This is a genomic window from Niveispirillum fermenti, assembly GCF_052474395.1.
In genome coordinates this window covers 797,595-822,542 of sequence record NZ_CP156679.1, presented here as the reverse complement: position 1 = coordinate 822,542, position 24,948 = coordinate 797,595, and the positions used below count along the sequence as shown (strand labels likewise).

Below are 24,948 nucleotides of genomic sequence, written 5' to 3'. Positions count from 1 at the left end.
CTCCCGTCCAAGGCGGATAAGGTGGGGTAGGGGGTCAGTCCTGGCGCAGGGCCTGCAATGCCGTGTCAAAGGCCGGCGTGCCGCGCGCCTCATCCATGACCACCCGCCCGCCCTGCAATCGGATCAACCTGTCGGCCAGGGCGGCCTCACGCCTCAGATGCGTGACCAGCAGAATAGTTCGGTCACGGCCGTTTGCCTTGATATTTGTCAATATGGTGCCTGCGACAGATGCATCCACCCCCTCCGTCACCTCGTCCAGAAGCCATAGGGGCTTGTTCTGCAACAGGAACCGGGCCAGCGTCAGTCGCCGCCGCTGCCCGGCGGACAGGCCATGGCCGCTTTCTCCCAGCAGGGTTTCAAGTCCGGCCGGCATTTCGCGCACGACTCGTTCCAGGCCGGCATCGGCCAGCACCTGCCACAGCCTTTCCACGCTGGCAAAGGGATCGGCCAGGCGCAGGTTCGCGGCAATGCTGTCCCGGAACAAGGTGGTGTCCTGTGCCAGCAGGGCGGCGGGCAGGGCGGCGACCTGACCGGACAGAGGTGCCGCCTCGCCCGTCAGCAGCGCCAGCAGCGTGGATTTGCCGGCCCCGCTGTCGCCTGTGATGGCGACATGCTGGCCTATGGGAACGTAAAGGGAGAGGCCATCGAACAGGGGCGCCTGCGCATCGGGCTGGATGTGGCGCACCCGGTCCAGGCATAGCGCGGATCCCGCCGGGGGTGTGGCCGGGCATGGCGGGCTGCCGGACGTTGATCCCAGGCCCGTGGCGACCCGCCGGGCCGCCCGCGCCATGCGGCCCAGATCGGCGGCCCCGCGACGCAGGGCGGCCAGCGGCTCCAACGCGCCCAGCAGGGTCAGCAGGACCAGGGCGGCGCCCGCCGCCCCCAACCGTCCGGCCTCGACCAGGAATGCCGCCACGAGCAAGCCGGCCGCCGGCAGAAGGACCGCCGCAAGCCCTTGAACCAGGCCGGATTTGACCTCCAGCCTGTTCAACTGGTCGTCCGCTTCGGCCAGCCGCCGTTCCGCGGCCAGGGTCAGGCCGTCCATGGCTTGTTCCCTGCCTGTCATCCGCCAGTCCACCCGGCCCGCCAGCCGGTCGAGCAGGCGCAGGCGCAGGGATTCCAGGGCGGCGGCGCGCCGGCCGCCGGGGCCCCGGCTGGCCCGACCCAGCGACCAGAGCAGGCTTGCCCCCAGGCCGGCCGGAACCAGGCCCAACAGCAGACCCGGCCAGCCGACGACCAGCGTCAGCGCGATGCCCAGGCCCAGCGATAGAAGCAGCAGGGCGGCCAGCGGAACCGCCAGCCGCAGATAGAGACCGTCCAGCGCATCCAGATCGCCCGTCAGCCGGAAAAGCAGGCGGCCGGGGCGCTTGTCCAGCGCCTGCCCCTGTCCGGGGCGGGCCAGTGCCCGAAACATGCGGACCCGGAGGTCGGCAATCACCGACAAGGTGGCATCGTGTGTGACCAGCCGCTCGGCGTAACGGGCGCCGGTGCGTGTGATGGCCAGCATCCGCACGCCGGCCCCCGGCCTGAACACGTCGAAGGCCAGCGCCGTGGCGGCCACGGCGCCGGCAATGCCGGCCGCTGTGATGAACCAGCCCGACAGCCCCAGCAACGCTGTACCGGCCACTATTGTCAGGGCTGACAACAGCAGACCCGACCAGAAGGCGCGCGGTGCCGCCCGCCGGAACAGGCGCAGGAAAAGGGCGATATCCCTGTTCATGGCGTGATCTCCACCACACGGTCCATACGCCGCGCCAGCAGCGGGTCATGCGTGGCGACCAGCAGGGTGCGGCCGCGTGCCGCCCGCAGAAGCAGGTCTGTCACGGCAGCCGCCGTGTCACGGTCCAGATGGGCCGTCGGCTCATCAGCCAGGATCAGGCTGGCCGCCGGGTCGGCGATGGCACGGGCCAGCGCCAGACGCAGTGCTTCACCGCCCGACAGGCCAGCGCCGTTTTCACCCACGCGGCGGGCCGGGTCCTGTCCCGGCAGCAGGTCCGCCAGTACCGGCCCTGCTGCCAGTCCGGGGCGCCCCAGCGTGGCGTTGCCGGCCAGCGACGCATTGAGCATGTAGGGCCGATGCCCGACCCATCCCGGCGTCCCGGCGATGCGGACCGATCCGGTGGCCGGCCGCAGCAGGCCTGCGATCAGCGCCAGAAGGGTTGACTTGCCACAGCCGCTGGGGCCGAACAGGGCGATGGTCTCCCCCGGGCGCACCGACAGGTCGAAGCCCTCGAACACGGGGCTGGCGGCGTCGGGATAGCTATAGCCCACACCGGAAAGTGCCACCGCCAGCCCGTCATCCGGCGGTCCTTTCCGTTCCGTGGATGGTGTGCATGTGGACTGCCCGGTATCGGCAAGGGTGGACAGGGCGCGCAGCGCCGCCTCGCCGCTGGCCCTGTCATGCCAGACAGCGGCCAGATCGCGCAGCGGTTCGAAGAAGGCGGGCGCCAGCAGCAGGATGAACAGGCCCTGGCCCAGGTCCAGCCTGCCGCTCCAGGCACCGAACCCCACCTGGCCCAGCAGATGGAAGCCGACATAGATGGCGACCAGGGCAACACCCAGGGCCGAAAAAAGCTCCAGCACGGCGGAAGACAGAAAGGCGATGCGCAGGACCGCCATGGTCCGGCGTTTCACACCCACGGCCAGTTCAGACAGTCTTTCCGCCACGGCATCGGTGGCCGACAGCGCACGGATGGCCGGCAGGCCCCGCAGCCGGTCCATCAGCAACCCCGTCATGTCGCCCAGGGCGGCAAGCTGGTCCTGGCTGGCCTTGCCGGCCCTTATCCCGATCAGCGCCATGAAAAGCGGGATCAGCGGCGCGGCCACCAACAGGATCAGCGCCGCCACCCATGAAAACCACCCCACGGCCAGCAGAATGGCCGGCGGCACCAGCATGAGGCGCCAGCGAACGGGGATATAGCGCTGCAGGTAGGGCGTGATCCCTTCCGCCTGTTCCGCCAGCAGGCTGGCGGCCGCCCCGGACGGGGGGAAGGCCGGGTCCAACGGATCGCGCGCAGCCAGGGCATCCAGCGCCGACCGGCGCAACCGGGTCAGCATGCGGCGCGCAGTGACGAAGGCCATCCGGTTGCCGGCTGCATCCAGCATGATGCGCAGCAGGCCGATGGCCACGAACAGGGCTGTGGCCGGAAGGATGTCTACCAGCGACGGGTTCGTGCCGGCCAGATGCTGAATGGATTGTGCCAGCAGCCAGGCCTGGGCGATCCACAGCAAGGCGGCGGATGCCTGAAGGAGGGCGGCTGTCCGCAGGCCGGGTTCGGCGGGCAGGGTGGCGGTGGGGCTTGTCATGCTGCGGTCGGACCGGGAACGGGAGGCCCGCATTCATGAACGCTCACACCGGTCCCGGCAAGCCGGGGAGACAAGATGTCCCGTTCCGGCGACGGGCCCTGTCCACCTGTAGGACAACCGGCGGATGGCGGGCCGGGCAGCTATCAATGGCCGTCGGGGCTGACCAGTGACGGGGCGTTGCCCAATGCCCGCACATAAAGGTGCCAGGTGGCATGTCCCAGCCAGGGCAGGGTGACGATCAGGGCAAGAAGACCGCCCGCGATGGAAAAACCGATGACCACAGCCACCATGGCGCCCCAGGCCAGCATCAGCGGCAGGTTCAGCATCACCGCCCGCAGGCTGGCGATCATGGCTGTCACCACATCGATATCCCTGTCCAGCAGCATGGGTGCCGCGAAGACGGAGAGCGCGAAGATGGTGCCGGCGATCAGACCCCCCGCGACGATCCCCGTAAGGGCGAACTGCAGGCCGAACATGCTGTGCGTCACCGCGTCCCACAGGTTGGCCAGTGCCATGGGTGCCGGTCCGAAATAAAGCGCATAGATCAGCGTGGCGATCTTGATCCAGGCAATCGCGGCGAAGACGAGGAAGAAGCCCAGCAGCCCGATCTGGCTGCCGCCATGGCGACGGAACGCGAAGAAGACGCGCCCCCCTTCCACAGGCCGGCCAAGCTGGCGCCGCCGGCTGATATCATATAGGCCCAGCGCCGCGACGGGCCCGACCAGCAGGAAGCCCGTGATGGCGGGGAAGAGCATATGGGTCCAGCCCAGAAGCAGGAAGGCGGCGAGCCCGCCCAGTCCCAACAGGGCGTAGAATCCGCCGAACACCAGGCCATAGGCCGGCTCGGCCCGGAAATCGTCCCAGCCATCGGCCAGCGCAGCCTGAAGATCCAGATTGGTCAGCCGGCGGGCCGCCGGCACCGGGACGTGATCGGTCGGAAGCGGCAGCATCGCTTCCTTGTCCTGAACAGCCACCATCATTTCCTCCCGCCTGTATCGACAGGCCACCTGCAACGACAGGGTCGCGTCGCCCTCTTCCGGGGTGATCACAGAGGTCATGGTGGACTATTTTGCCGCACCCGCCTAGCCCTTTCGGCAGGCCGGAAGGATGGGTGTGCCCAGCCTCCCGCGCGGCTTTCAGCGGCCCGTGGGATGGGCCAGTCCCAGCCGGGCCGCATGCCACGAGGCCTCCGCCCGGCTGGAGATGCCCAGCTTGCGGTAGATGGACTTGATATAGCCTGCGACGGTGTTCTCCGTCAGTTCCAGGGCGCGCGCCACCTCCGCGTTGCGCAAGCCACGGCCGATCAGGCCCAGCACGTCGCGTTCCCGGGCCGTCAGGTTCTCGTCCTGCGTGGCGCTGGGGCCGGTCAGCCTGAAATGTTCCATGATGCGCCGGGCGATGGAGGGGGACAGGGCGGGAACGCCTTGGGCAATCTGCTTCAATTGCCGGGTGATCACCTCCGGCGCCTGTTCCTTCAGCAGATAGCCGTCGGCCCCGGCCGAAAGGGCGGCCACGATATGCGCGTCGTCCCCCATGACCGTGGTGACGACGCAGGCCGTTTCCGGGCGCAGCAGCCGGATGTTGCGCAGCACCTCCAGCCCGGACCCGTCCGGCAGACCGAGATCGATCAGGGCCAGGTTGAAGTCGCTGCGCGCCACGGCAGAGATGCCGGCCCGCATGTTCACCGCCTCCTCGATCTCGCAGTCGCCGAAGGCGGCCCGCACGATCTCAACCAGCCAGCGGCGTGTCTCGCTGACATCCTCCACGATCAGCACCTGTTTCATGGCGTCTCTCCCGTGCCGGCCAGGGGGAAATGGGCGGTGATGCGGGTGCCGGGATGGGCGTTTGCGACGGCAACCTGTCCCTTCAGACCCGACATCCGGGTGCGCATGTTCACCAGACCGTTGCCCGCCTGCACGTCCGCAGGGTCAAAGCCCCGCCCGTCATCCTGGATGATCACGACCAGCCAGTCATCCTCCCGCCGCATGGAGATGCGGGCCGAGCGGGCGCCGGCATGCCTGATGATGTTGCCCGATGCCTCCCGCAGGATGGAGCGGAGGGCATGGATGGCCTGTGGAGCCAGATCCAGTCCCCCCACGGGCTGGGCGTCCCAATCCACCTCAATGCCGGCATCGGAGAGATGGTCGACGATCTCCACCCGCAGGTCGGCCAGCACCTCGCCCAATGGCGCGCCGTTGCCCGTTGCATTGTTGATGATGTCGCGCAGATCGCTCAAGGTTTCGCGGATCAGTCCGTCCTTGCGGGCGGTATCGCGGCTGTGCAACGCCCCCAGCAACTGCACGCCGATATTGTCATGCATATCGCGGGTGATCCGGCCGCGCTCCGCCGCCACACCCTGTTCATAGGCACGGCGGCTTTCGATGATGTGGGCCAGCATGGCGCAGAGTTCGCCGACCAGCGCCACATCGCGCGGCGAGAAGAGCCGCCGGCCGGCCTGGGCATATTCCAGGCGCAGGGGCGACAATTCCCCGGCTCCGGCCTTGCCGATGCCGGGGATCAGCAGGCCCAGCCCTTCGGAGGTGAGTGCGGGCATGTTCACCGGATCGGCGGGCATGATGCGCAGGGGGGAGAACACCTCCTCCAGCAGGGCCGCCCAGCGGGAGCGGCGATAAGCCCCCGTCGGTGCCAGCGCCACGTCGGCCACCTGCTGGAACCACCGGCCCCGGTCTGCCCGCCGCTGCCCGGAGAGCCAGCGCGCCATGGTGTCCCGGAAAGGCAGGTAGAGAAAGGCGATCAGCAGCAGTGACAGGCCGAAGGCCGGTGCGCGCTCCACCGCGACGACATAGATCAGTACCGCATCCACCAGGATCAGAAGCAGGATGCCAACGAGATAGAAAAGGATGCGGAAAGCCCAGCGATCCAGGGCGAACAGCCGGTAACGGGCGACCCCCAGTGCCAGCCCCATATGGATCAGCAGGAAGAAGAGGAACCCGTGCCCCTGCGACATCACAGGGGCGGCCCCGACCAGATTGGGGGCGATGATCATCATCACGAACAGACCGGCCCCCACCGTCACGGAAAGGCCGAACCAGCGCAGCACGGCGCGGGCCCGCGGATCGCCCCGGGTGCACCAATATTGCAGCCCGGCGCATGCGACAATGCCCAGCATCTCGATCATGGTGGGCAGATGTGAGCCGGCCGGCGGTCCATCCAGCAGATGCATCGTGTCCACCAGCCACCACAGGCCAAACACCCCGATGGGCACCAGCCGCCAGCCGGCAGGCACCAAAGGCCGCGGATAGGACAGAAGCAGTGCTATCATGGTGGCCCCGAACAGCAGCGCACCACCATGGTTGATGCTGGAAAGGGTACGGAACAGGCTGCCATCAATGGCCAGTTCGCGGGTGGAATAGATGGCGGCGGCCCCCGCGAAGATCAGTATGGCTGTACTGATGATGGCGAACAGGCGCGGGCCCGTGTCGCCCGGCCGCAGGGACCAGACCCAGATGCCCACCATGTAGCTGGTGAAGCCAACGAGGACCTGCAACCAGAATTCCGCCGGCATGTTGTCCGGCAATCGGTGGGGCGCAGGCAGCATTTCATGCCAGTGCGTACTGCCGTCGGCCATGACCAGCTCAAGCCCGACCTGCCCGCTTCCCAGCATCTGCCGGATGGCCGTCTGCCGATGGAAGAAGGCACGCATGTCCTCGTACGTTTCGATGATGTCGGGTTCCGGTGTCAGGTCCCCGGTCCGCAGCGCCAGCGCCCCGCCATCGGCGCCACGGAGGGACAGCAGGTGCGCGGGCGCGGGCAGGCCCGCTGCCGGGCCGTCCGGATCGACGGCCGCGATCCACACCTTGTTGCCATCCGCGTCCGCCGATAGGGAAAGACCCAGCCAGGGTTGGTTCACCGCGGTCGCCACCAGGGCCAGGACGGCCAGAACGCCCAGGGTGGTGAAGAGGGACAGGACGGCAACGGGTGTCAATCTCGGCAGCAATTCATCCCCCATGCCAACCTGTCGGCGGCCGGACTCTGCGGCAGGTCAATGGAATATGGCCTCTCCGGCCAGGACACGGCAACCGTGAAGATAGACGGGCCGGATGGCTGCAACCATCCGGCCCGTCTGGCTCAGCGGCCGAACACGGCGGCACCATCGACCTGCTTGTCGAAAGTGCCGCCATTGATCGTGTAGCTGATCCCGATATGGCTGGCCCCGGTTCCGGCCAGGAAGCCGGTCACCGATGCGGTGCAGGTGGTGCCCGTGCAGGCCGGGCCGCCGGCCGTGGCCGCCAGGTCGTTGGCACGGAAGCCCATGTCGGCCCCCACGGCTATCTGGCTGGCGCCGGGGTTCGCAACACCGCCATTGGTGGCGACGGCATAGCCGTGTCCGCCGATCGTCACCATCATGTCCAGCCCGACGCGGGCCGTGCTGCCGAAGGCGACGGCGGCGCTGCCCGTCATCGTGCCCGGATCGGCGGAGCCGTCCCGGATCGTGGGACTGGTCGCCCCCGCCAGCGTGTAGGTGACGGTTCCGCCGGTCGGCAGGCCGGTGGCCGGATCACCATGGACCAGATGCATGCCCTGCTTGCCGGATCGGGCGAATTGCGGGCCGTCATGGTAATTGCCGGCTGTGATGCCGTCGGCCCAGCGCGACCAGCCGATGATACCGCCGGCGGTACCGGTCTCCAGCGACTGGTTGCTGCCGCGCTGCGGCGCTTCCTTTGGATTGATGGTCCAGACATATTTGTCCAGCGTACCGTCGGGCTGCGTCGTCGTGGTGACCTTGTCACGCTGGTCGATACCGATAGCGCTGCCGGCATAGACGACGAACTGGTTCGTGCGCTCCGTGCCCGTCACGGGGTCGACGATGCCGCCGCCCTTCGCGATGTCGCGGAACAGAACCGCACCCGACAGCATACCGTTGGTCTGGCCCTGTCCTCCCCGGTTGATCTGGTAGGCGCCGGCGGCATTTTCAGCCCCATCGCCGCCCAGGACCAGATTGAACTGCACGCGGCAGGCATTGTCGGTGCAGCGTGCATCATCGGTGGTCAGGTTGGATGAAAGGCCTTCCAGGGAGACGACACCGTTGTTGATGGTGAATACGCGATTGGCAAATTCGACCCCGCCCGGCAGGCCGAAATTGTAGTTCCGGGCCCCTTCATCATCAATCAGGGCCAGCGATGCCTGATAGCCCCAGGTGTTGCGGCCGAAGATCACGGCCAGCCTGCCGTCGAGCCGCGCCTCGCGGATGGCGCTGCCATCGGCATAGGTCGGTTTGCTGTAGGCGTGCAGGCTGTAATCGATACGCTTGTCGGTCGGGATGTTTGACAAGGGTCCGGCCAGCGCGAAATGCGCCGCCTGTCCTGTTCCCAGGGTGTAGGTCTGGCTGCCCAGCGCGACGGCACCGTTGCCGAAACGTCCGATCTCCCAGCCCTGCTGGGTGTTTTCCTGCCGATCGAGCAGGCTGGCGCCGCTCACATCGTAATTGCCGATCCGGGTGGGCAGCCCGCCCGGCGATACCGTGACGACCTGCTGGGTGACGGTCATCGCGCGGGCCTGTGACGTTTGCGCGACGATGGCATAGGCGCGTGCATTGCTGACCGGCGGCGTCTCGCCGGGTTCCTCCGGTCCGGGGCCAGGGTCCTGCATGGCTGCAAAGCCGGCCGCACCGGTGATCCGGTCCAGTCCATCCCCGCCGCTGGTGGCATAGGTGACGGCCAGGGCCTGTGCGTCCGGCCCGCCCGGCTGCATCAGAAAGCGGATGCCGCAATCACCGCCGGTGCAGGCGCGCCCCGTTCCCGTCAGGGCGCTGTTGAACTGATAGGCATTCTGGCCATAACCGGACAAGGTGATGCCGGTCTGTGCCGCACCCGCCACGCCCCCGTCGCTGGTGAAGGCATAGGTCGCATCGCCGGGCATGGCCAGCGTACCGGCCAGGCCGACCTTCGGAGCCGCCCCCCAGGCCACGGCCATCTTCGCGTCGAAGGTGCCGGCAGCGCTGGCGCCTGACGCGAAGGTCGGCCGGGTGGCCGCCACAAGCCCGTATGTCACCGTGCCGCCGGCCGGCAGCGTCGTGCCGTCGGTGCGCAGATAGGCGTAATGCACGCCCTGGTCGGCATTCAGGATATGGTCGCGCTGGAACTGGCGGAACTTGCCGTTCGTCAGGCGGCCGATGAAGAAGCGGTCATCCACATGCACATCGGCGAATGTCGCCTCGTCGGTGACGATGATGGACCTGCCGTCGGGAATGGATTCCGGCATTCCGTCCACGAAGCCGACCTCCTGCGCGCCGATGGGCATATGAACATCACGGTCCGGCAGGATGGCGACAGTGGACCCGGCGACGCGGATCGGCGTTGCGACGGGCGGCGGGTTTTCGGGATCGACAGGGTCCACGGGCTGTTCCGGCAGTCCCGGGAACGTGTCCGGATCGGCACCTGTCTGAAGATAAGCCAGATAGGCCGTCAGGAACTCGGCTTGCGCACCCAGCAGCCCCTGCAGCAGTCCGGTGGATTGCAGCATCTCCAGATATTGCCGCACCAGTTCCAGCGACAGCCCGGCATAAGCGCTGGGCAGGCCGCCTGCCTTCACATGCTCCAGGAAGGCGCTGATCGCCTGGGTATAAAGCGCTGTGAAATCAGCGACCGCCCCGCCATTGCGCAGGAAGGAAAGATATTGTCCGATCAGGGCTCGGTCCGGCTCTGACAGGGATGAAAGGGCGCCCGTGCTGCGGATATATTCCAGGTAGGCGTTGATCGCAGTCTCGCTGGCGCCTGCGAAGTCGGCCGGCACGCCGCCGGCGCGCAGCAGTTCCAGATAGCGGCTGACAAGGTCGCCATATGCGGCCTGGAAGTCACCGGGCAGACCGCCCTGGCCCAGATAGGACAGATAGGTGCGCACCAGATCGGGGCCCGCGCCCTGAAAGGCCGGGGCACCATAAAGTGATGCCAGGCTGGCCGCGTAATTGGCCAGCGTGGCGGCATCGGCGGCGGGAAAACTGGCCAGGGCCGGATTCTGGGCCGAGGCCTGAAGGCGTGTGGCAGCGGCCACGACATCGCCGGATGCACCGACGGCGGCCAATGCCTGGCCCAGCCCCACGGGTTGGCCATTGGCCGCGGCGGCGGCGATGCCGGCCTGGCGCTGGCTGGCCACGGCGGGAACGGCCTGTGCGGCGTTGGCGAAGACGCGGTCGGGCGCCTGTCCGCCCGTCGCCTGCCAGGCTTGTCCGGCATCGAAACTGCGGGAGGAGCCGGCGGCGGTCACATCCACCCGACCGGTCAGGACCGACCCTGTGAAGCCGTCGACGGCGATCGTGAAGTTGCCGGATGCCCCCTGCGACAGCGCGGCGGCCCCGCCGCCGGGCAGGCGCACCGTGATGGGCTCGCGGGCGGCCAGGACGGTGGCGTTGCCAGCATGGATGTCCAGTATGCCGTCATTGCCCACCGTGAAGGACCCGCCCTGGACGAAGGACAGGATGGTGCCGTTGGTCATGATGACCTGGGTGGCCGCACTGGTGGTCGTCACCTGCTGGCCGGGAACCAGCGGGGCCCGCCGGCTTTGTCCCACATCCATGGTCAGTATCTGGCCGCTGCTGGCCAGGGCGGGAAGGGCGGGCAGCGTCAGGGCCGTGCCCGTCAGCAACAGGGCCGCCATGCGGGCGGCGCGGAATGGCTTGTTCATCTTGGTCACCCGATCCTTCAGAATTCAGCCCGCAGGCCCAGATTGACCGTCACGCGCTCGTAATCGTAGAGGTCGATGTTGCTCCAGTTGCGCGTGTAGGTGACGCGCGGGCGCAGATAGACGCGGTCGGCCACAGGCACCTTGACGCCGAAGGAGGCATCGACCTGCTCGTCGGCCCGCTTCTTCAGGAACAGTGCATCGCGCGCATCATAGCGGCGGCGTTCAGCCGAAAGCCCGCCGACAAGGTTCACACCGCCCACCGGCTGTTCAAAGCCCAGGCTGGCGCCCAGATAGCTGTTGGAAAGATGGTCGCCGGACCGGCGCCGGGTTTCCTCCTTCCCGCCCGACAGGGTCGCCACCATGACGCGGTCGATATAGGAGATGGCCGCCCCGTAGCGGTCGGCATCACGCAACGGGTCGTTTTCGTAATCCAGGCGGAAAAGCTGCCCGGCGACGGTCAGAGCCCGCCCGCCCGCCAGCAGGTGCGTATATTGCCCGATCGCGCCGTAGCTCTGGCGATAACTGTCATGGCCCAGCCAGAAGTTCTGGAACTGGCCTGACAGGGACAGCACATCCCGGCTGGGCAGCGTATGGGCGACACCGCCAGTCAGGGCGGCGGATGCCTGATCGAATGCCTTGCTGTCGACATTGTCACGCCAGGACCCCAGCGCGCTGCCGAACAGGCGCGTCTGCCGGCTGACGGCGCTGACGATGCTGACGGCGCCCTGCATCTCATAATAGGATTTGCCGGTCTTGCGGGCCGCGGCCCCCAGGGCGCCGGGCCCCAGGCCGGCGAACAGCGGGATGGTGATCTGCGTCAGGTCGGTGGCAGTGTTGATGTTGCTGTCCCAGCCGCCCGACAGGTCAAAGAAGCCCGAAAGATCGGTACCGCCGCCGGCGATCTGCCGGTCGAAATCGCGGACCAGCCGGTCGAAGCGCTGGCGCACGGGGTCGGGCAGGGACGGGTCCTGCACCACGGTGTCGAACTGCGCGCGGGCCGTGTCGATATCGCCGGCCAGGGCATAGGCCCTGGCCAGTTCCGCGCGGGCCTGCGCATTGTCGGGCTGTATGGCCAGGACACGCTGGAAGGCGATGATGGCTTCGGCCGGGTGGCCGCTGTCGGCTGCGGCAAGCCCCAGCGCATAGTCGAAATCCGGGTCACCCGCCCGTTCCGCGGCCAGCGGAGCCAGCATTGCATAGGCATCGCCGGCCTTTGCCGCCTGCAGGTGACCGGTGGCCTGCTGAACGACCCCATCGACCTCTGCGGCGGCGGGCATGGCAGCCGCCATGGTCAGTCCTGCCAGGATCGCACCCCGGATCACCGGTGGCATCTTTTGTCGTGTCAAGGAACTCTCCCCAATCATCCTCGATCGGGCCGGCGGTTTCCGCCCCGGATATCAGCCGGCCCTGTGGATGGAATGTCGGGGAGGGGGCGATACCCTTCATTCCCCTGTTCGGGGGGCATGCAGGATATCCGCGCACCGGTGCCGGTTCCCGGGCACCTCCTTCGGGTTATGCTTTGGTATGGGCCGGGGCGACCGCCTGCCCCTTGCGATTGCTGGATTTATTCGGCGCGGGCCGGTCGTTTGTGCCCATTGATCGTGCGACCCACGGGTTGGCCCCCTGGCATAAGGTCATAGGGGTAATCCATTGGCGGTAGATCGCGCCATCCCATAATTTTAATAAATAAAATTAGGAAAATGCCATAATTTATTGATTAACAATAATATTTTAAGAAATAATTCTATGACAGAAGTTTGCCGAGACGGAAATATAATTCGGATTCCGAATTATATTTCCGTGGTGCCCACTAGTGGGATGCCGGCGGGTCGGCAGCGACGACCGGCCCCGTCCGACCCCGTCCAGATGAGATCACACCCGTTCCAGCACCATGGCGATGCCCTGGCCGACGCCGATGCACATGGTGCAGAGTGCCCGCCTGGCGCCGCTGCGCTGCAATTCCTCGGTTGCGGTGATGACCAGACGGGCGCCGGACATGCCCAGCGGATGGCCAAGGGCGATGGCGCCCCCATTGGGGTTCACATGCGCCGCGTCATCGGGCAGGCCCAGTTGCCGCAGAACCGCCAGACCCTGCGCGGCAAACGCCTCGTTCAACTCGATCACGTCGATATCGCCGATGGACAGGCCCAGCCGCGCCAGCAGCAGTTTCGTGGCCGGCGCGGGGCCGATGCCCATGATGCGGGGCGGCACGCCTGCCACGGCCATGCCCAGCACACGGGCACGCGGCACCAGCCCATGGCGTTCCACCGCCGCGGCGGAGGCCACGATCAGGGCTGCGGCGCCATCGTTGACACCTGATGCGTTGCCGGCTGTCACCGTTCCGTCGGGGCGCACGATCGGCCGCAGTTTTGCCAGGGCTTCCAGGCTGGTGGCGCGGGGATGCTCATCCTGTTCGACCAGCAGCGGGTCACCCTTGCGCTGGGGGATGGCGACGGGCGTAATCTCTGCGGCAAGCCGGCCATTGGCCTGGGCAGCCGCGGCACGCGCCTGGCTGCGCACGGCGAAGGCGTCCTGGTCGGTGCGGGAAATGCCGAAATCATCGGCCACGTTTTCCGCCGTCTCCGGCATGCTGTCGATGCCGAAGCCCTTTTGCATCAGCGGATTGACGAAGCGCCAGCCGATCGTCGTATCGAAGATCTGTGTCTGGCGGGAAAAGGCGCTGTCGGCCTTGCCTTGCACGAAAGGCGCGCGGCTCATGCTTTCCACGCCGCCGGCCAGGATCAGGTCGGCTTCCCCCGCCTTGATGGCGCGCGCGGCCATGCCCACGGCGTCAAGGCCCGAGCCGCAGAGCCGATTGACGGTGGTGCCGGGCGCGCTGTCGCCCAACCCGCCCAGCAGGGCCGCCATACGGGCGACATTGCGGTTGTCCTCGCCGGCCTGGTTGGCGCATCCCATGATGATATCGTCCAGGATGCCGCCGGACAGCGCCGGATGGCGCTGCAGCAGGGCCCGGATGGGGATGGCGGCCAGATCGTCGGCGCGCACGGGCGACAAGGCCCCGGCATAGCGGCCGATGGGCGTGCGCAGCCCGTCGCAGATGAAGGCATCAGCCATGATCAACCTCTTCGTTGGTGTCCTTGATCACCGGGCCGCCGATGGTGCGTGACAGACCCTGGAATTCGGCGATGGTGCGACCATCCTGCGTGGTGACGCTGACCTGATAGACGCCGCTGCGCCCGGCCATCGCGGCTTCCCGTGCCTCGGCCACCAGGACCTCCCCCTCTCGGGCTGGTGCCAGGAAGGCGATGGAGGCATGGGCCGCCACCGTCGCCACGTTGCGGCTGTTGCAGGCATAGGCGAAGGCCGTGTCGGCCAGGGCGAAGATCATGCCCCCATGGGCCATGCCATGGCCGTTCAGCATGTCGGGCCGCAGGCGCATGGATATCCTGGCATAGCCTTCCCGCGCTTCCAGGATCGTGATGCCCCAGGCCGGTCCCGTCCCCTCACGCGACAGCATGGCATCGGCGATGCGCCTTGCATTGTCGGTCATTCCGGCCATCCCTCCCCCGGTTGATAGGTGGCGTCGCCGGTACTGTCGGCGATATGCCGCAGCACCGCGCGGACCCGGTCCGCGCCGGTTGTTCTGGCCCAGGCCAACGGGCCTTGCGGATGGTTGGCGCCATGCACCAGGGCGGCATCGATGCCTTCCGCGCCGGCCACCTTGTCGGCCACGGCATCGGCGGCGGCGTTGGCCAGTTGGGCCAGCGTGCGCAGCACCAACCCGCCCGGCCGGTCCGGCAGAACCAGCGCATCGCGGCCCAGCGCCCCGGCGAACCCGGCAAAGGCCGCACGGGCGGCCCGGTCATCCGGGTCGGCCAGGCTGGCAACCAGCGTCGGTGTTCTTGCGAAATCCCGGGCCGCATCCAGCATGATCCGGGTTCGGCCATCCCCGGCAGCCAGGGCGGCGGCGGAACGGCCGTCGCCCTGGCACAGGGCGATCCCGTCGATGATGATCGATCCGGCCGTCAGTTTCTCGTCAATCACGATGTTCAGCCCGGCCTGCCGCGCCGCATCGGCCAGTGCCGACGGCCCCGGCGCGAAGCAAAGGCTTTGCGGGGGCGCTGCATGCGGCTCCAATGGCACGGCCGGCTTCTCCCCCGCCGTGAAGACGCCACGGCCCGTCTTGCGGCCCAGCCTTCCGGCGTCCACCAGGGCCTGCTGCGCGGGTTGCGGCCGGAAACGGGTCTTGCCGGCATAGGCGCCATAGATGGAACTGGCCACGGCGAAATTCACGTCATGGCCAATCAGGTCGGCCAGTTCCAGCGGCCCCATGCGAAAGCCGCCAGCCGTTTTCAGCGCATGGTCGATGGCGGCGGGGTTCAGCCCCTCGCCCAGGGCCAGGAACCCTTCGGCGTAGTAGGGGCGGGCCACGCGGTTGACGATGAAGCCCGGCACATCGGCCGCTGCCACGGGCACCTTGCCCCAGCGCTTCATCAGTTCCAGCAGCAGGGACACCAGACCGGGGTCGCTGGCGCGGCCGGCCACCACCTCCACCAGCTTCATGGCGGGGGCGGGGTTGAAGAAATGCAGGCCCACGAACCGGTCGGGCCTGTCCAGGCTTGTGGCCAGGCCCGATATCGGCAGGGACGAGGTGTTGGACGCGATGACGGCATCGCCGGCCAGCACGCTTTCCAACCGTGCTAACAATGCCGCTTTGGCGGCCGTCTGTTCAACGATCGCTTCGATCACCAGCGGGCAGGGGGCCAGATCGGCGATGTCCGGTGTGAAGGACAGCCGCGTCTTGATGGTTTCGGCCGCCTCCGCCGTCAGCGTGCCGCGTTTCACGCGGGCCGCCAGCGAGGCATCGACAATGGCCCGCCCCCGTTCCAGTGCCGCGGCACCGACGTCAAGCACCACGACACGGTGGCCGGCGGCCGCCGCAACCTCTGCGATGCCCGCACCCATGGCGCCGGCACCGACGACGCCCATGGGCGCCTCTGTTCCTGGAATGGTTCGCATGCCGGATAGCTAAGCCATGGAATTAAGGCTTGTCAATAATAGACCGACCAGTCATTCTATTAATTATCCGTGGCGGGACGGCCTGCCGCAAGGGGAGGGTGCATGCCCATGTTTGAGACCATCCTGTTCGATATCGCCGATGGCGTGGCCCGTTTGACGCTGAACCGCCCGGACCGTCTGAACAGCTTTACCGTACAGATGCATGCCGAAACGGCCGAGGCGCTGAAGGCCGTGGCGGTGCCGGGGGCTGCCCGCGTGCTGGTGCTGACCGGTGCGGGGCGCGGCTTTTGCGCCGGGCAGGACCTGTCGGACCGGGCCGTGTCGCCGGGCGGACAGGGTGTGGATCTGGGCCAGTCGCTGGAGGACCGGTACAATCCGCTGATCCGCGGCCTGACGGCGCTGCCCCTGCCGGTGATCTGCGCCGTCAATGGCGTTGCGGCGGGGGCGGGCGCCAACATCGCGCTGGCCTGTGATATCGTGATTGCGGCGCGGTCGGCCAAGTTCATCCAGCCCTTCGCCAATATCGGCCTGGTTCCCGACAGCGGGGGGACCTGGACCCTGCCGCGCCATATCGGCCAGGCCCGCGCCCTGGGCCTAGCCCTGACGGGTATGCCATTGCCGGCCGAGCAGGCCAAGGAATGGGGCCTGATCTGGGATGTGGCCGACGATGCAGAGCTTGCCGCCACCGTCGATGCGCTGGCGGCCCGCATGGCGCAGGCGCCGACGCAGGGGCTGGCCCGCATCAAGCAGGCGATCCGCGCCGGCTGGTCGGTGCCGCTGGATCAGCAACTGGATGCCGAACGGGACCATCAGCGGTTCCTGGGCCACACCGATGATTATCGGGAAGGCGTCAGCGCCTTCCTGGAGAAGCGCCAGCCCCGTTTCACGGGCCGCTAAAGGGTATTTGGGAGGATTGTTGAGATGTCGCAACTGAGCAACTACGCGCTCGACGGCTGGGTACAGGCCGCCGGGGGGCTGGTTTCCATTCCGTCGGCGCTGGATGGTGCCATCGTGGCAACGACGGGCAGCGACGGGCTGGATTTCGCTGCCATGCTGAACCATGCCCGCACCGTGGGCGGCCCGGCCCTGCGGGCCATGACGTTCCATGAGCGCGCCCGCCTGCTGAAGGGTCTGGCAGAGGCCATCATGGGCCGCAAGGAGGAACTCTACGTCCTGGCCGCCCATACCGGGGCCACGCGAACCGACAATTGGATCGATATCGAGGGCGGGGCCGGCACGCTTTACGCTTATGCCTCCAAGGGCCGGCGGGAATTGCCGAACGCCCGTATCCTGATCGATGGCGATACCGAGGTGCTGTCAAAGCGTGGCGGGTTCATCGGTCAGCATGTCTATACGCCGTTGCAAGGTGCCGCCGTTCATATCAACGCCTTCAACTTCCCCGTCTGGGGCATGTTGGAAAAGCTGGCGCCCACCCTGCTGGCCGGTGTGCCGGCCATCGTGAAGCCGGCGACGGCCACCGCCTATGTCACCGAGGCGGCGTTCCGCATCATGATCGATACGGGCCTGCTGCCGCCGGGGGCGCTGCAGCTCATTGTGGGGGGAACGGGGGACCTGTTCGAGCATCTGACGGGACAGGATGTCGTTTCCTTCACGGGCTCCGCCGCCACTGCTGCCAAATTGCAGAACCATCCGGTCATTGCGCGCGAGGGTGTGCGTTTCGTGGCGGAGCGCGACAGTCTGAACGCTGCCATCCTGGGATCGGATGCCACCCCCGACAGTCCGGAATTCGCCTTGTTCGTGAAGGAGGTGGCGCGGGAAATGACGGTCAAGGCCGGGCAGAAATGCACAGCCATCCGCCGTGCCCTTGTGCCCGCCACCCTGATCGATACCGTGCAGGAAGCGCTGAAGGCGGCCCTGTCAAAGGTGGTGGTCGGCGACCCGGCGCGCGAAGGTGTGACCATGGGCGCGCTGGTCGGCCGGTCCCAACTGGCCGATGTGCGTGACAAGGTGGGCCTGCTGGCGACCGAGGCGCGTATCGTCCATGGCGATGCTGGTCCGGTGGCCGGCGCCGATGAGCGCGGTGCCTTCATCGCCCCCCTCCTGCTGCGCTGCGACGACCCCGATAGCGCGGTTCAGTTGCACGAGGTGGAGGCGTTCGGCCCCGTGGCCACGCTGATGCCCTATCGCGATCTGGCCCATGCGATCGACATCGCCAATCGCGGCCGGGGGTCCCTGGCCCTGTCCATCGTGACCCATGATCCGGCCGTAGCGACGGAACTGCTGATGGGCGTGGGGTCGTTCCATGGCCGTATCCATTTCCTGAACCGCGACTGTGCCCGGGAATCGACGGGCCATGGCTCGCCCCTGCCGGTCCTGGTGCATGGCGGCCCCGGACGGGCCGGCGGCGGGGAGGAGATGGGCGGCATCCGCGGCGTGAAGCATTACATGCAGCGTTCCGCTCTGCAGGGCTCGCCCGACATGCTGACCGCCATCACCGGCACCTGGCTGGCCGGCGCCAAGCGGGAGGAGGGGGAGGTGCATCCCTTCCGCCTGCGTTTCGGTGAACTCCCCGTGGGCTATACCAAGAAGACGGCGGCCCGCACCATCACGCTGGAGGATATCGAGCATTTCGCCCATTTCACGGGCGACACCTTCTATGCCCACATGGACGAGGAAGCGGCCAAGGCCAGTCCCATCTTCGGCGGGCGTGTGGCGCATGGATACCTGATCCTGTCCTTTGCGGCCGGCCTGTTCGTCGACCCGTCGCCGGGTCCCGTTCTGGCCAATTACGGGCTGGAAGGGCTGCGTTTCATCAAGCCGGTGAAGCCCGGCGACAGCATCCGGGCCGCCCTGACCGCCAAGGAAAAGACAGCCAAGACGCCGGAAATGGGGGAGGTCCGCTGGAACGTGGCGGTCACGAACCAGGAGGGCGAACTGGTCGCCAGCTATGACCTGCTGACGATGAACGCGGTATAAGGGTCGATGATAAAGGGGGCCGGGGGGCGGTTGCGGCCGCCCCCCGGCCTTTGTCTTGCCATGGATTGTCGATGCCTTCACGCCTCATTGCCGGCCACGAGCTGGAAATCGCCCATGTGCCGGCCGCCCGTCCCGGCCTGCCGACCCTGGTCTTCCTGCATGAGGGGTTGGGTTGCATCGCGCTGTGGCGGAATTTTCCACAGCGTCTGGCGGCGGCGACGGGATGTGGCGCGCTGCTTTATTCCCGTTACGGCTATGGTCAATCGGCCCCGCTGACAGGACCGCGCCAGGACGACTACCTGCATCGCGAGGCGCTGGTGGTTCTGCCGGAACTGCTGGTTGCCGAAGGTATCGCCGAACCCGTGCTGATCGGGCACAGCGACGGTGCCTCCATCGCCCTGATCCATGCCGGCGCGGCGCGGTGGCCGGTCAAGGGCGTGTCGGCCCAGGCCCCGCATGTGTTCGTCGAGGATGTGACCATCACGGGCATCCTGGCCGCGCGACGCACATTCCAGGAAACCGACATGGAAAGCCGGCTGGGCCGTTATCACCGTGATCCGGCCGCGACGTTCCGTGGATGGAATGATACCTGGCTGCGGCCGTCATTCCGGCAATGGAATATCGAGGGCTTCTTGTCGGGCATCACCTGTCCCACCCTGTTGATCCAGGGGATCAGCGATGAATATGCCACGCTGGCCCAGTTGGACGCCATCGAGGGGCAGGTCCGCGGGGAGGTGACGCGGCTGGATCTTGCCGATTGCGGCCACACGCCATTTCGCGACCAACCGGAACGGGTGCTGGACGCTCATGCACGCTGGATCGCCAGTTTGATCTGATCCAGGCGATCGGGTCGACAGGAACAATTGCCAATCAGTGGCAATTATGGGCCTTTATCTTCCGGTTCATCCGGCCCGGCTTGGGCCGGCCCCTGCCGAGGAGATGGAAATTGGCCGATCCGGTGCCCGGCCTGCTGGACAAAGCCCTGACCATGCTGGCCCTGATCGGCCGGGAGGGAACCTGCTCGCTGGCCCGGGTGGCGGGAGAACTGGACCTGCCGCTATCCACGCTCCACCGTCTGGCGCAGACCCTGACGGCCCGCGGCTATCTGATCAGGCTGGGCCGGGGCCGTTATTGTCTCGGCACCGCGGTCCTGTCGCTCGCCGGGGGGCGCCGGCTGGAGGATCTGCTGGTGGATGTGGGGGGGCCGCTGGTGGATGACCTGGCGCGGCAATGCCGCGCCAGCAGTCACCTGGGCGTCTTCGACGGGGAGATGGTCACCTACCTCGTGAAGCGGTCCTTCGGGCGGGAAAAACTGTTCACCGCGGAGGGGATGCAGCTTGAGGCCTATTGCTCGGGCATCGGCAAGGTGCTTCTGGCGCATCTGCCGGTGGCGTCGCGCCGAACATATCTGGCAACCGGTGATCTTGTGGCCCTGACCCCACGCACCATCACCGATCCGGGCCGGCTGGAACACGAACTGGCGCAGGTCCGTGAACGGGGATGGGCCATGGATGATGAGGAGGTCCTGACAGGCCTGCGCTGTGTGGCGGTCCCCGTCCATGATGGTGCCGGCGGTGTCTGTGCAGCCCTGTCCGTCAGTGCGGCGGTGGTCCGCATGCCACCGGATAGGGTGGCCGAACTGCTGCCCCGCCTTCAGGCGACCGCCACAGCCATCCGCCGGCACTTGTTCCCGCAGGCCGGGTGAAGATTTCCGGTCTTTAATTGCGCCGGCGGGCTCATACCAAGTTGCGGTGAGTTGAACTCATCGCAACTTGGCTGGCGCGTTGATTGGTTGGCGCGTTGAGCACCCGCGCGCCCATGCGCGCGCAAGCCCAGCCGCCGGATGGCGGCGCCCGGCGCATGAGGGGCGCATTGATCAGGACCATAGGTTCTGATCAATGCAGATACGTATCAGCGCTTCACATCAAGCCCCTCCTCGTTCACCAGGCTCATCACGTCGGCGGTGGAAACCAGGTTGGCATCGCCCGGCACAGCATGTTTCAGGGCGGCGGCGGCGGCGGCGAAATTGATGGCTGCGTCCGTGGCCATGCCATGGTCGATCCCGTGGATCAGCCCCGCCGCGAAGGCATCACCGCCGCCGATGCGGTCCACGATGCCGTTCAGCTTGTAGGTGCGTGAATAATGCACCCGGTGGTCGCGCGTGGCGATGCGACCGGTCAGTTCCTGATGGTCCACATCGAAATGGGTGCGGATGGTGGAAGCCAGCCGCTGCAGGCCGGGCCAGGTCCGGAAAGCCAGTTCGGCCGCCGCCAGGAACCGTTCAGACAGCGCAAGCGTGTGGAAATCGGCGCCCAGGATCAGGGCGATGTCGCGCTCGTTGCCGAACATCAGATCGGCGCAGGCGGCCAGCCTGGCAAAGACCGCGGGTGCGTCGCCGCCGCGATCGCTCCACAGCTTCGCCCGGTAATTGCAGTCAAAGGAGACTTTCACCCCCGCTGCCTTCGCGGCCTGCGCCGCGGCGATCACGGCCGTTTCCGCATTGGCGCTGACGGCCGGGGTGATGCCGCCGATATGAAGCCAGCCGGCACCCTCCAGCAGGCGGGACCAGTCATAGCCGCCGGCATCCGCGACGGCGAAGGCGGAACCGGCGCGGTCATAAATGATTTCCGATGGGCGCTGCATGGCGCCCACGGTCAGGAAATAAAGGCCCATGCGGCCGTGCTGCATCTGGATACCGCGCGTATCCACGCCATGACGGCGCAATTCCCCGCGGCAGGCTTGGCCGATGGCATTGTCGGGCAGGGTGGAAACGACGGCGGCGTCCCAGCCGAATCGGGCCAGCGACACGGCGACATTGGCCTCCGCCCCACCAAAGGTGATGTCCAGCCGCGGGCTTTGCAGCAGCAACTCGCGCCCCGGCGCCGTGAGCCGCATCAGCAATTCCCCGAAACAGACGATACGGCCGCTCATCAGCGTCACTCCCTTGATTGTAAGGACTTACCCGGTGGTGCTGCGGGATTTGTGCCACATCTTGATACAAAGTTGGCGGCCTTAATGCAAAAGGCTATTGCCACCGGTGTCAGTTCGGATCATTAATAGCGATGTCACCGGTGTCAATGACGCCTCAGGCGCTGCCGGTGATAACAGAAGGCGAATTTGCCCGGCACTCCTCCATCCCCTGCCAGCCGGTGGGACTTGGCGGGGGGAAGCGACCGGGGTAATAAAACTGAAGGGGAAGGAAGCTATGAAGAAGTTCGCGGGTACGCCCTGCATCCGTCGCCGTCTTGCCGGCGCTTCCGCCATGGTGCTGCTGGCCAGCCTTGTTCCCGCGGCCGTTCAGGCGCAGCAGGGGGATGACGGCGCGCTGGAGGAAATCGTCGTCACCGGTTTCCGTGGCAGTCTGGCGAGCGCCATCGTTCAGAAGCGCAACGAGAACGATATCGTCGACGTCATCAACGCCGAGGATATTGCCGATTTCCCCGATCTGAACCTTGCCGAATCCCTTCAGCGCATCCCCGGCGTGTCCATCGACCGCGACGGCGGTGAAGGCCGGTCGATCACGGTGCGCGGCCTGTCCTCCACCTTCACCCGCGTTCGCCTGAACGGGCTTGAGGCCCTGGCCACCACGGGCGGCAAGGACGGGTCCGGCGGCGCCAATCGCGGCCGCGGCTTCGATTTCCAGATTTTCGCTTCCGAACTGTTCAACAGCCTGACGGTGCGCAAGTCGCAGTCGGCGCAGACGGAGGAGGGCTCCCTGGGTGCCACCGTCGACCTGCAGACGGCGCGTCCGTTCGACTACAACAAGTTCGTCTTCGCGGCCGGCGGACAGATGGGCTACAATGACCTGTCAAAGTCGAAGGATCCGCGCGGCACGCTGCTGGTCGGCGACACCTTCGCCGATGGCCGGATCGGTATCCTGACCTCTGTCGCCTATGCCAAGACCAACCGGACGGAGGAGGGGTCCTCCACCGGTCGCTGGGAAAATCCGGGTGTGGCGGGTAATTCCGCCGGTCGTTTCGAGGGTGGTGGCGCCTTGAATTCCGCGGGCAACGCTGCCCTTCCGGAAAACAATGCCTGGCACCCGCGCATTCCGCGCTATGGCCGCCTGGATTATGATCAGGAGCGGCTGGGCGTCACCACTGCCGTGCAGTTCCAGCCGTTCGACACGACCCGCATTGATCTGGACGTGCTTTACGCCAATCTGAAGGGCAGCCGGCAGGAGGAATATCTGGAAATCATTTCCTTCAGCCGCAATGCGGCTGCGGGTGGCAATGGTTTCACCAACGTCATCTCCGCACAGTATGATGACAAGGGCAACCTGATCGCCGGCACCTTTGACGATGTCGATGTGCGTACCGAACAGCGCTATGACCGGCTGGAGACCGAGTTCCTGCAATATTCGGTGGGCCTCAACCAGGAATTCTCTGAAGATATCCGTTTCAAGGGCGTCGCCGGCTGGTCCACTTCCAAGCAGAAGAACCCGATCCAGACGACCGTGTCGCTGGAACGCTATGACACCGACGGCTATTCCTACGATTTCAGCCGGAATATGAACCTGCCATCGTTCAATTACGGGTTCGATGTCACCAATCCCGCGAACTACGTTTTCAGCCCGTCGACCCGTGCCGTGGCCGGTGGCCCGGTTCTGGGTGACCAGTCGCTGATCCGCATGCGTCCCAACCAGACGGACAATGAGTTCCAGACCTTCCGCGGCGATCTGGAATGGGACACCAGCGACTGGCTGACCCTGAAGGGCGGCGTGGTTCATAAGACATATGATTTCAAGACCGTCGAGCGCCGCCGCTACGCGACCCGCGATCCGTTCAGCACCGCGAACCTGACCGAGGCGGGTGTGCCGCTGCCGGCCGGTGTCACGGTTGCCGATATTTCCCAGCTTCTGACGGGCTTCGGCCGCAATCTGAACCTGCCGACCGGCACGCCGACAAGCTGGGTCGTGCCTTCCATCGACAAGCTGGCGGAGGTTCTGGGCATCTATTGCGACTGTGTCAACGAATATGGCGATTTCCGCCTGTCGGAAACCAACCAGCTCGGCGCCAACCGGTCGGCGCGCGAGAGAAGCCTGAGCGCCTACATCCAGGCCGACTTCACAACCGAGCTTGCCGGCATGCCCTTCCGCGGCAATATCGGTGTCCGTCAGGTCAAGACCAAGCTGACATCCAACGGCTATGTCGGCACGACGGCGGCGACCGTGGAGCGGGAATATGACAACACGCTGCCGGCCATGAACCTGACTCTGGAGCCGGTCGACGATGTGCTGGTGCGTTTCGGCGCCGCCAAGGTGATGGCGCGGCCCGACCTGCCGCAATTGACACCCGGTGGTTCGATCACCAATACGTCGGCGACGTTGAATATCGGCAATCCCTATCTGGAGCCGATCAAGGCCAACACCCTGGACCTGTCCTTCGAATGGTATCCGGAACGCGGCACGCTGTTCACGGTCGGCCTGTTCTACAAGGACATCAAGAGCTACATCCAGACCATCTCGGAAACCATTCCGTTCAGCGAGACGGGTCTGCCCGTCAGCATGCTGACCGGTACCAATACCCCGGACACGGTCTTCACCGTCAACCGCGCCGGCAATACTCCGGGTGGTCCGCTGAAGGGTATCGAGGTCAGCATTCAGAAGCCCTTCACGTTCCTGCCGGCGCCGTTCGACAATTTCGGTGGCATTGCCAACTTCACTTATGTGAAGTCGGACATCGACTATATCGTCAACGCCACGACGATGCGGACCGTGACCGAGCCGCTGGTCGGTCTGTCGCCGAAATCCTACAACGCCACGCTTTATTACGAGGATGAGAAGTTCTCGGCCCGTATCTCCGGCTCCTTCCGCGACGGTTACCTGACGCAGATCGTGCCCGGCAACGGCAACGACGTGCGCGGCAAGGCCTCGACCTTCAACCTGGATTTCTCGGCCAGCTACGACCTGACCGACCAGATCACGGTGTCGTTCGAAGCCATCAACCTGACCGATCAGTTTGATGAGCGTTGGGTTGGCACCAGCGACCGCAAGAACCTGGAAACCTACGAACATACGGGCCGTCAGTTCTTCCTGGGTGCCCGTTACCGTTACTGATCCTGTCGCCTCCCGTCTGTTCATCC

At 66.5% G+C, this 24,948-nt stretch carries 16 protein-coding genes; 5 read left to right on the top strand and 11 right to left on the bottom strand.

The annotated features are described in order from the left end of the window. Positions 1-34: 34 nt before the first annotated feature. The 10 genes from ABC728_RS07910 to ABC728_RS07865 form a co-directional block, all read right to left on the bottom strand. Positions 35-1,720 carry an amino acid ABC transporter ATP-binding/permease protein gene (locus ABC728_RS07910; RefSeq protein ID WP_416617902.1) on the bottom strand — a complete coding sequence of 562 codons (1,686 nt, stop codon included), beginning with the start codon at positions 1,718-1,720 and terminating at the stop codon, positions 35-37. After that, positions 1,717-3,306: a thiol reductant ABC exporter subunit CydD gene (gene cydD, locus ABC728_RS07905; protein WP_416617901.1), complete on the bottom strand. Its 1,590-nt coding sequence runs from the start codon at positions 3,304-3,306 to the stop codon at positions 1,717-1,719. Before cydD ends, ABC728_RS07910 begins: the two co-directional genes overlap by 4 nt. 143 nt (positions 3,307-3,449) lie before the next feature. Continuing rightward, complete coding sequence (locus ABC728_RS07900) at positions 3,450-4,364, bottom strand: DUF2189 domain-containing protein (RefSeq protein ID WP_416617900.1); 915 nt, start codon at positions 4,362-4,364, stop codon at positions 3,450-3,452. A gap of 78 nt (positions 4,365-4,442) precedes the next feature. Beyond that, the gene (locus tag ABC728_RS07895) at positions 4,443-5,090 is read right to left on the bottom strand and encodes a response regulator (protein ID WP_416617899.1); all 648 of its coding nucleotides are present in this window, start codon (positions 5,088-5,090) and stop codon (positions 4,443-4,445) included. Beyond that, positions 5,087-7,264, bottom strand: a complete 2,178-nt coding sequence (locus ABC728_RS07890) for a sensor histidine kinase (protein ID WP_416617898.1) — start codon at positions 7,262-7,264, stop codon at positions 5,087-5,089. The genes ABC728_RS07895 and ABC728_RS07890 overlap by 4 nt, the downstream gene beginning before the upstream one ends. Before the next feature lie 131 nt (positions 7,265-7,395). After that, positions 7,396-10,947, bottom strand: coding sequence for a hypothetical protein (locus ABC728_RS07885; RefSeq protein WP_445376340.1), 3,552 nt, complete (start codon positions 10,945-10,947; stop codon positions 7,396-7,398). 17 nt (positions 10,948-10,964) lie between these two features. After that, positions 10,965-12,293: a surface lipoprotein assembly modifier gene (locus ABC728_RS07880; RefSeq protein WP_416617896.1), complete on the bottom strand. Its 1,329-nt coding sequence runs from the start codon at positions 12,291-12,293 to the stop codon at positions 10,965-10,967. A 526-nt stretch (positions 12,294-12,819) separates the two neighbouring features. After that, positions 12,820-14,022, bottom strand: coding sequence for a 3-oxoadipyl-CoA thiolase (gene pcaF, locus ABC728_RS07875; protein WP_416617895.1), 1,203 nt, complete (start codon positions 14,020-14,022; stop codon positions 12,820-12,822). Continuing rightward, a complete protein-coding gene (gene paaI, locus ABC728_RS07870; protein WP_416617894.1) occupies positions 14,015-14,458 on the bottom strand; it encodes a hydroxyphenylacetyl-CoA thioesterase PaaI in 444 nt (147 codons plus the stop codon). The genes pcaF and paaI overlap by 8 nt, the downstream gene beginning before the upstream one ends. Next, entirely contained in the window at positions 14,455-15,897 is a 1,443-nt protein-coding gene (locus ABC728_RS07865; protein WP_416617893.1) for a 3-hydroxyacyl-CoA dehydrogenase NAD-binding domain-containing protein, read from the bottom strand. Before ABC728_RS07865 ends, paaI begins: the two co-directional genes overlap by 4 nt. 132 nt (positions 15,898-16,029) lie before the next feature. Here ABC728_RS07865 and paaG point away from each other — a divergent pair, with 132 nt between their 5' ends. The 4 genes from paaG to ABC728_RS07845 all read left to right on the top strand — a co-directional run bounded on the left by paaG (position 16,030) and on the right by ABC728_RS07845 (position 20,569). Continuing rightward, on the top strand, positions 16,030-16,824 hold the full coding sequence (gene paaG, locus ABC728_RS07860) for a 2-(1,2-epoxy-1,2-dihydrophenyl)acetyl-CoA isomerase PaaG (RefSeq protein WP_416617892.1): 795 nt from the start codon (positions 16,030-16,032) through the stop codon (positions 16,822-16,824). Between the two features lie 24 nt (positions 16,825-16,848). After that, positions 16,849-18,864: a phenylacetic acid degradation bifunctional protein PaaZ gene (paaZ, locus tag ABC728_RS07855; protein WP_416617891.1), complete on the top strand. Its 2,016-nt coding sequence runs from the start codon at positions 16,849-16,851 to the stop codon at positions 18,862-18,864. Positions 18,865-18,935: 71 nt separating this feature from the next. Continuing rightward, positions 18,936-19,700: an alpha/beta fold hydrolase gene (locus tag ABC728_RS07850; protein WP_416617890.1), complete on the top strand. Its 765-nt coding sequence runs from the start codon at positions 18,936-18,938 to the stop codon at positions 19,698-19,700. A 110-nt stretch (positions 19,701-19,810) separates the two neighbouring features. Next, positions 19,811-20,569 carry an IclR family transcriptional regulator gene (locus ABC728_RS07845; protein WP_416617889.1) on the top strand — a complete coding sequence of 253 codons (759 nt, stop codon included), beginning with the start codon at positions 19,811-19,813 and terminating at the stop codon, positions 20,567-20,569. A gap of 206 nt (positions 20,570-20,775) precedes the next feature. Here ABC728_RS07845 and ABC728_RS07840 read toward each other — a convergent pair whose 3' ends face one another. Continuing rightward, complete coding sequence (locus ABC728_RS07840; RefSeq protein WP_445376399.1) at positions 20,776-21,798, bottom strand: PfkB family carbohydrate kinase; 1,023 nt, start codon at positions 21,796-21,798, stop codon at positions 20,776-20,778. A 271-nt stretch (positions 21,799-22,069) separates the two neighbouring features. On the opposite strand from ABC728_RS07840, the gene ABC728_RS07835 reads away from it, so the two are divergent. After that, positions 22,070-24,922 (top strand): TonB-dependent receptor, encoded by a 2,853-nt coding sequence (locus ABC728_RS07835; RefSeq protein WP_416617887.1) that lies wholly within the window; start codon positions 22,070-22,072, stop codon positions 24,920-24,922. Positions 24,923-24,948: the final 26 nt, after the last annotated feature.

What these genes read in the sequence shown, in the direction of transcription:
- ABC728_RS07885 (WP_445376340.1), bottom strand. Translation starts at nt 10,947, where the DNA reads ATGAACAAGCCATTCCGCGCCGCCCGCATGGCGGCCCTGTTGCTGACG.
- paaG (WP_416617892.1), top strand. Translation starts at nt 16,030, where the DNA reads ATGCCCATGTTTGAGACCATCCTGTTCGATATCGCCGATGGCGTGGCC.
- ABC728_RS07900 (WP_416617900.1), bottom strand. Translation starts at nt 4,364, where the DNA reads ATGACCTCTGTGATCACCCCGGAAGAGGGCGACGCGACCCTGTCGTTG.
- paaZ (WP_416617891.1), top strand. Translation starts at nt 16,849, where the DNA reads ATGTCGCAACTGAGCAACTACGCGCTCGACGGCTGGGTACAGGCCGCC.
- ABC728_RS07835 (WP_416617887.1), top strand. Translation starts at nt 22,070, where the DNA reads ATGAAGAAGTTCGCGGGTACGCCCTGCATCCGTCGCCGTCTTGCCGGC.
- ABC728_RS07850 (WP_416617890.1), top strand. Translation starts at nt 18,936, where the DNA reads ATGCCTTCACGCCTCATTGCCGGCCACGAGCTGGAAATCGCCCATGTG.
- ABC728_RS07895 (WP_416617899.1), bottom strand. Translation starts at nt 5,090, where the DNA reads ATGAAACAGGTGCTGATCGTGGAGGATGTCAGCGAGACACGCCGCTGG.
- pcaF (WP_416617895.1), bottom strand. Translation starts at nt 14,022, where the DNA reads ATGGCTGATGCCTTCATCTGCGACGGGCTGCGCACGCCCATCGGCCGC.
- cydD (WP_416617901.1), bottom strand. Translation starts at nt 3,306, where the DNA reads ATGACAAGCCCCACCGCCACCCTGCCCGCCGAACCCGGCCTGCGGACA.
- paaI (WP_416617894.1), bottom strand. Translation starts at nt 14,458, where the DNA reads ATGACCGACAATGCAAGGCGCATCGCCGATGCCATGCTGTCGCGTGAG.
- ABC728_RS07910 (WP_416617902.1), bottom strand. Translation starts at nt 1,720, where the DNA reads ATGAACAGGGATATCGCCCTTTTCCTGCGCCTGTTCCGGCGGGCGGCA.
- ABC728_RS07865 (WP_416617893.1), bottom strand. Translation starts at nt 15,897, where the DNA reads ATGGGCGTCGTCGGTGCCGGCGCCATGGGTGCGGGCATCGCAGAGGTT.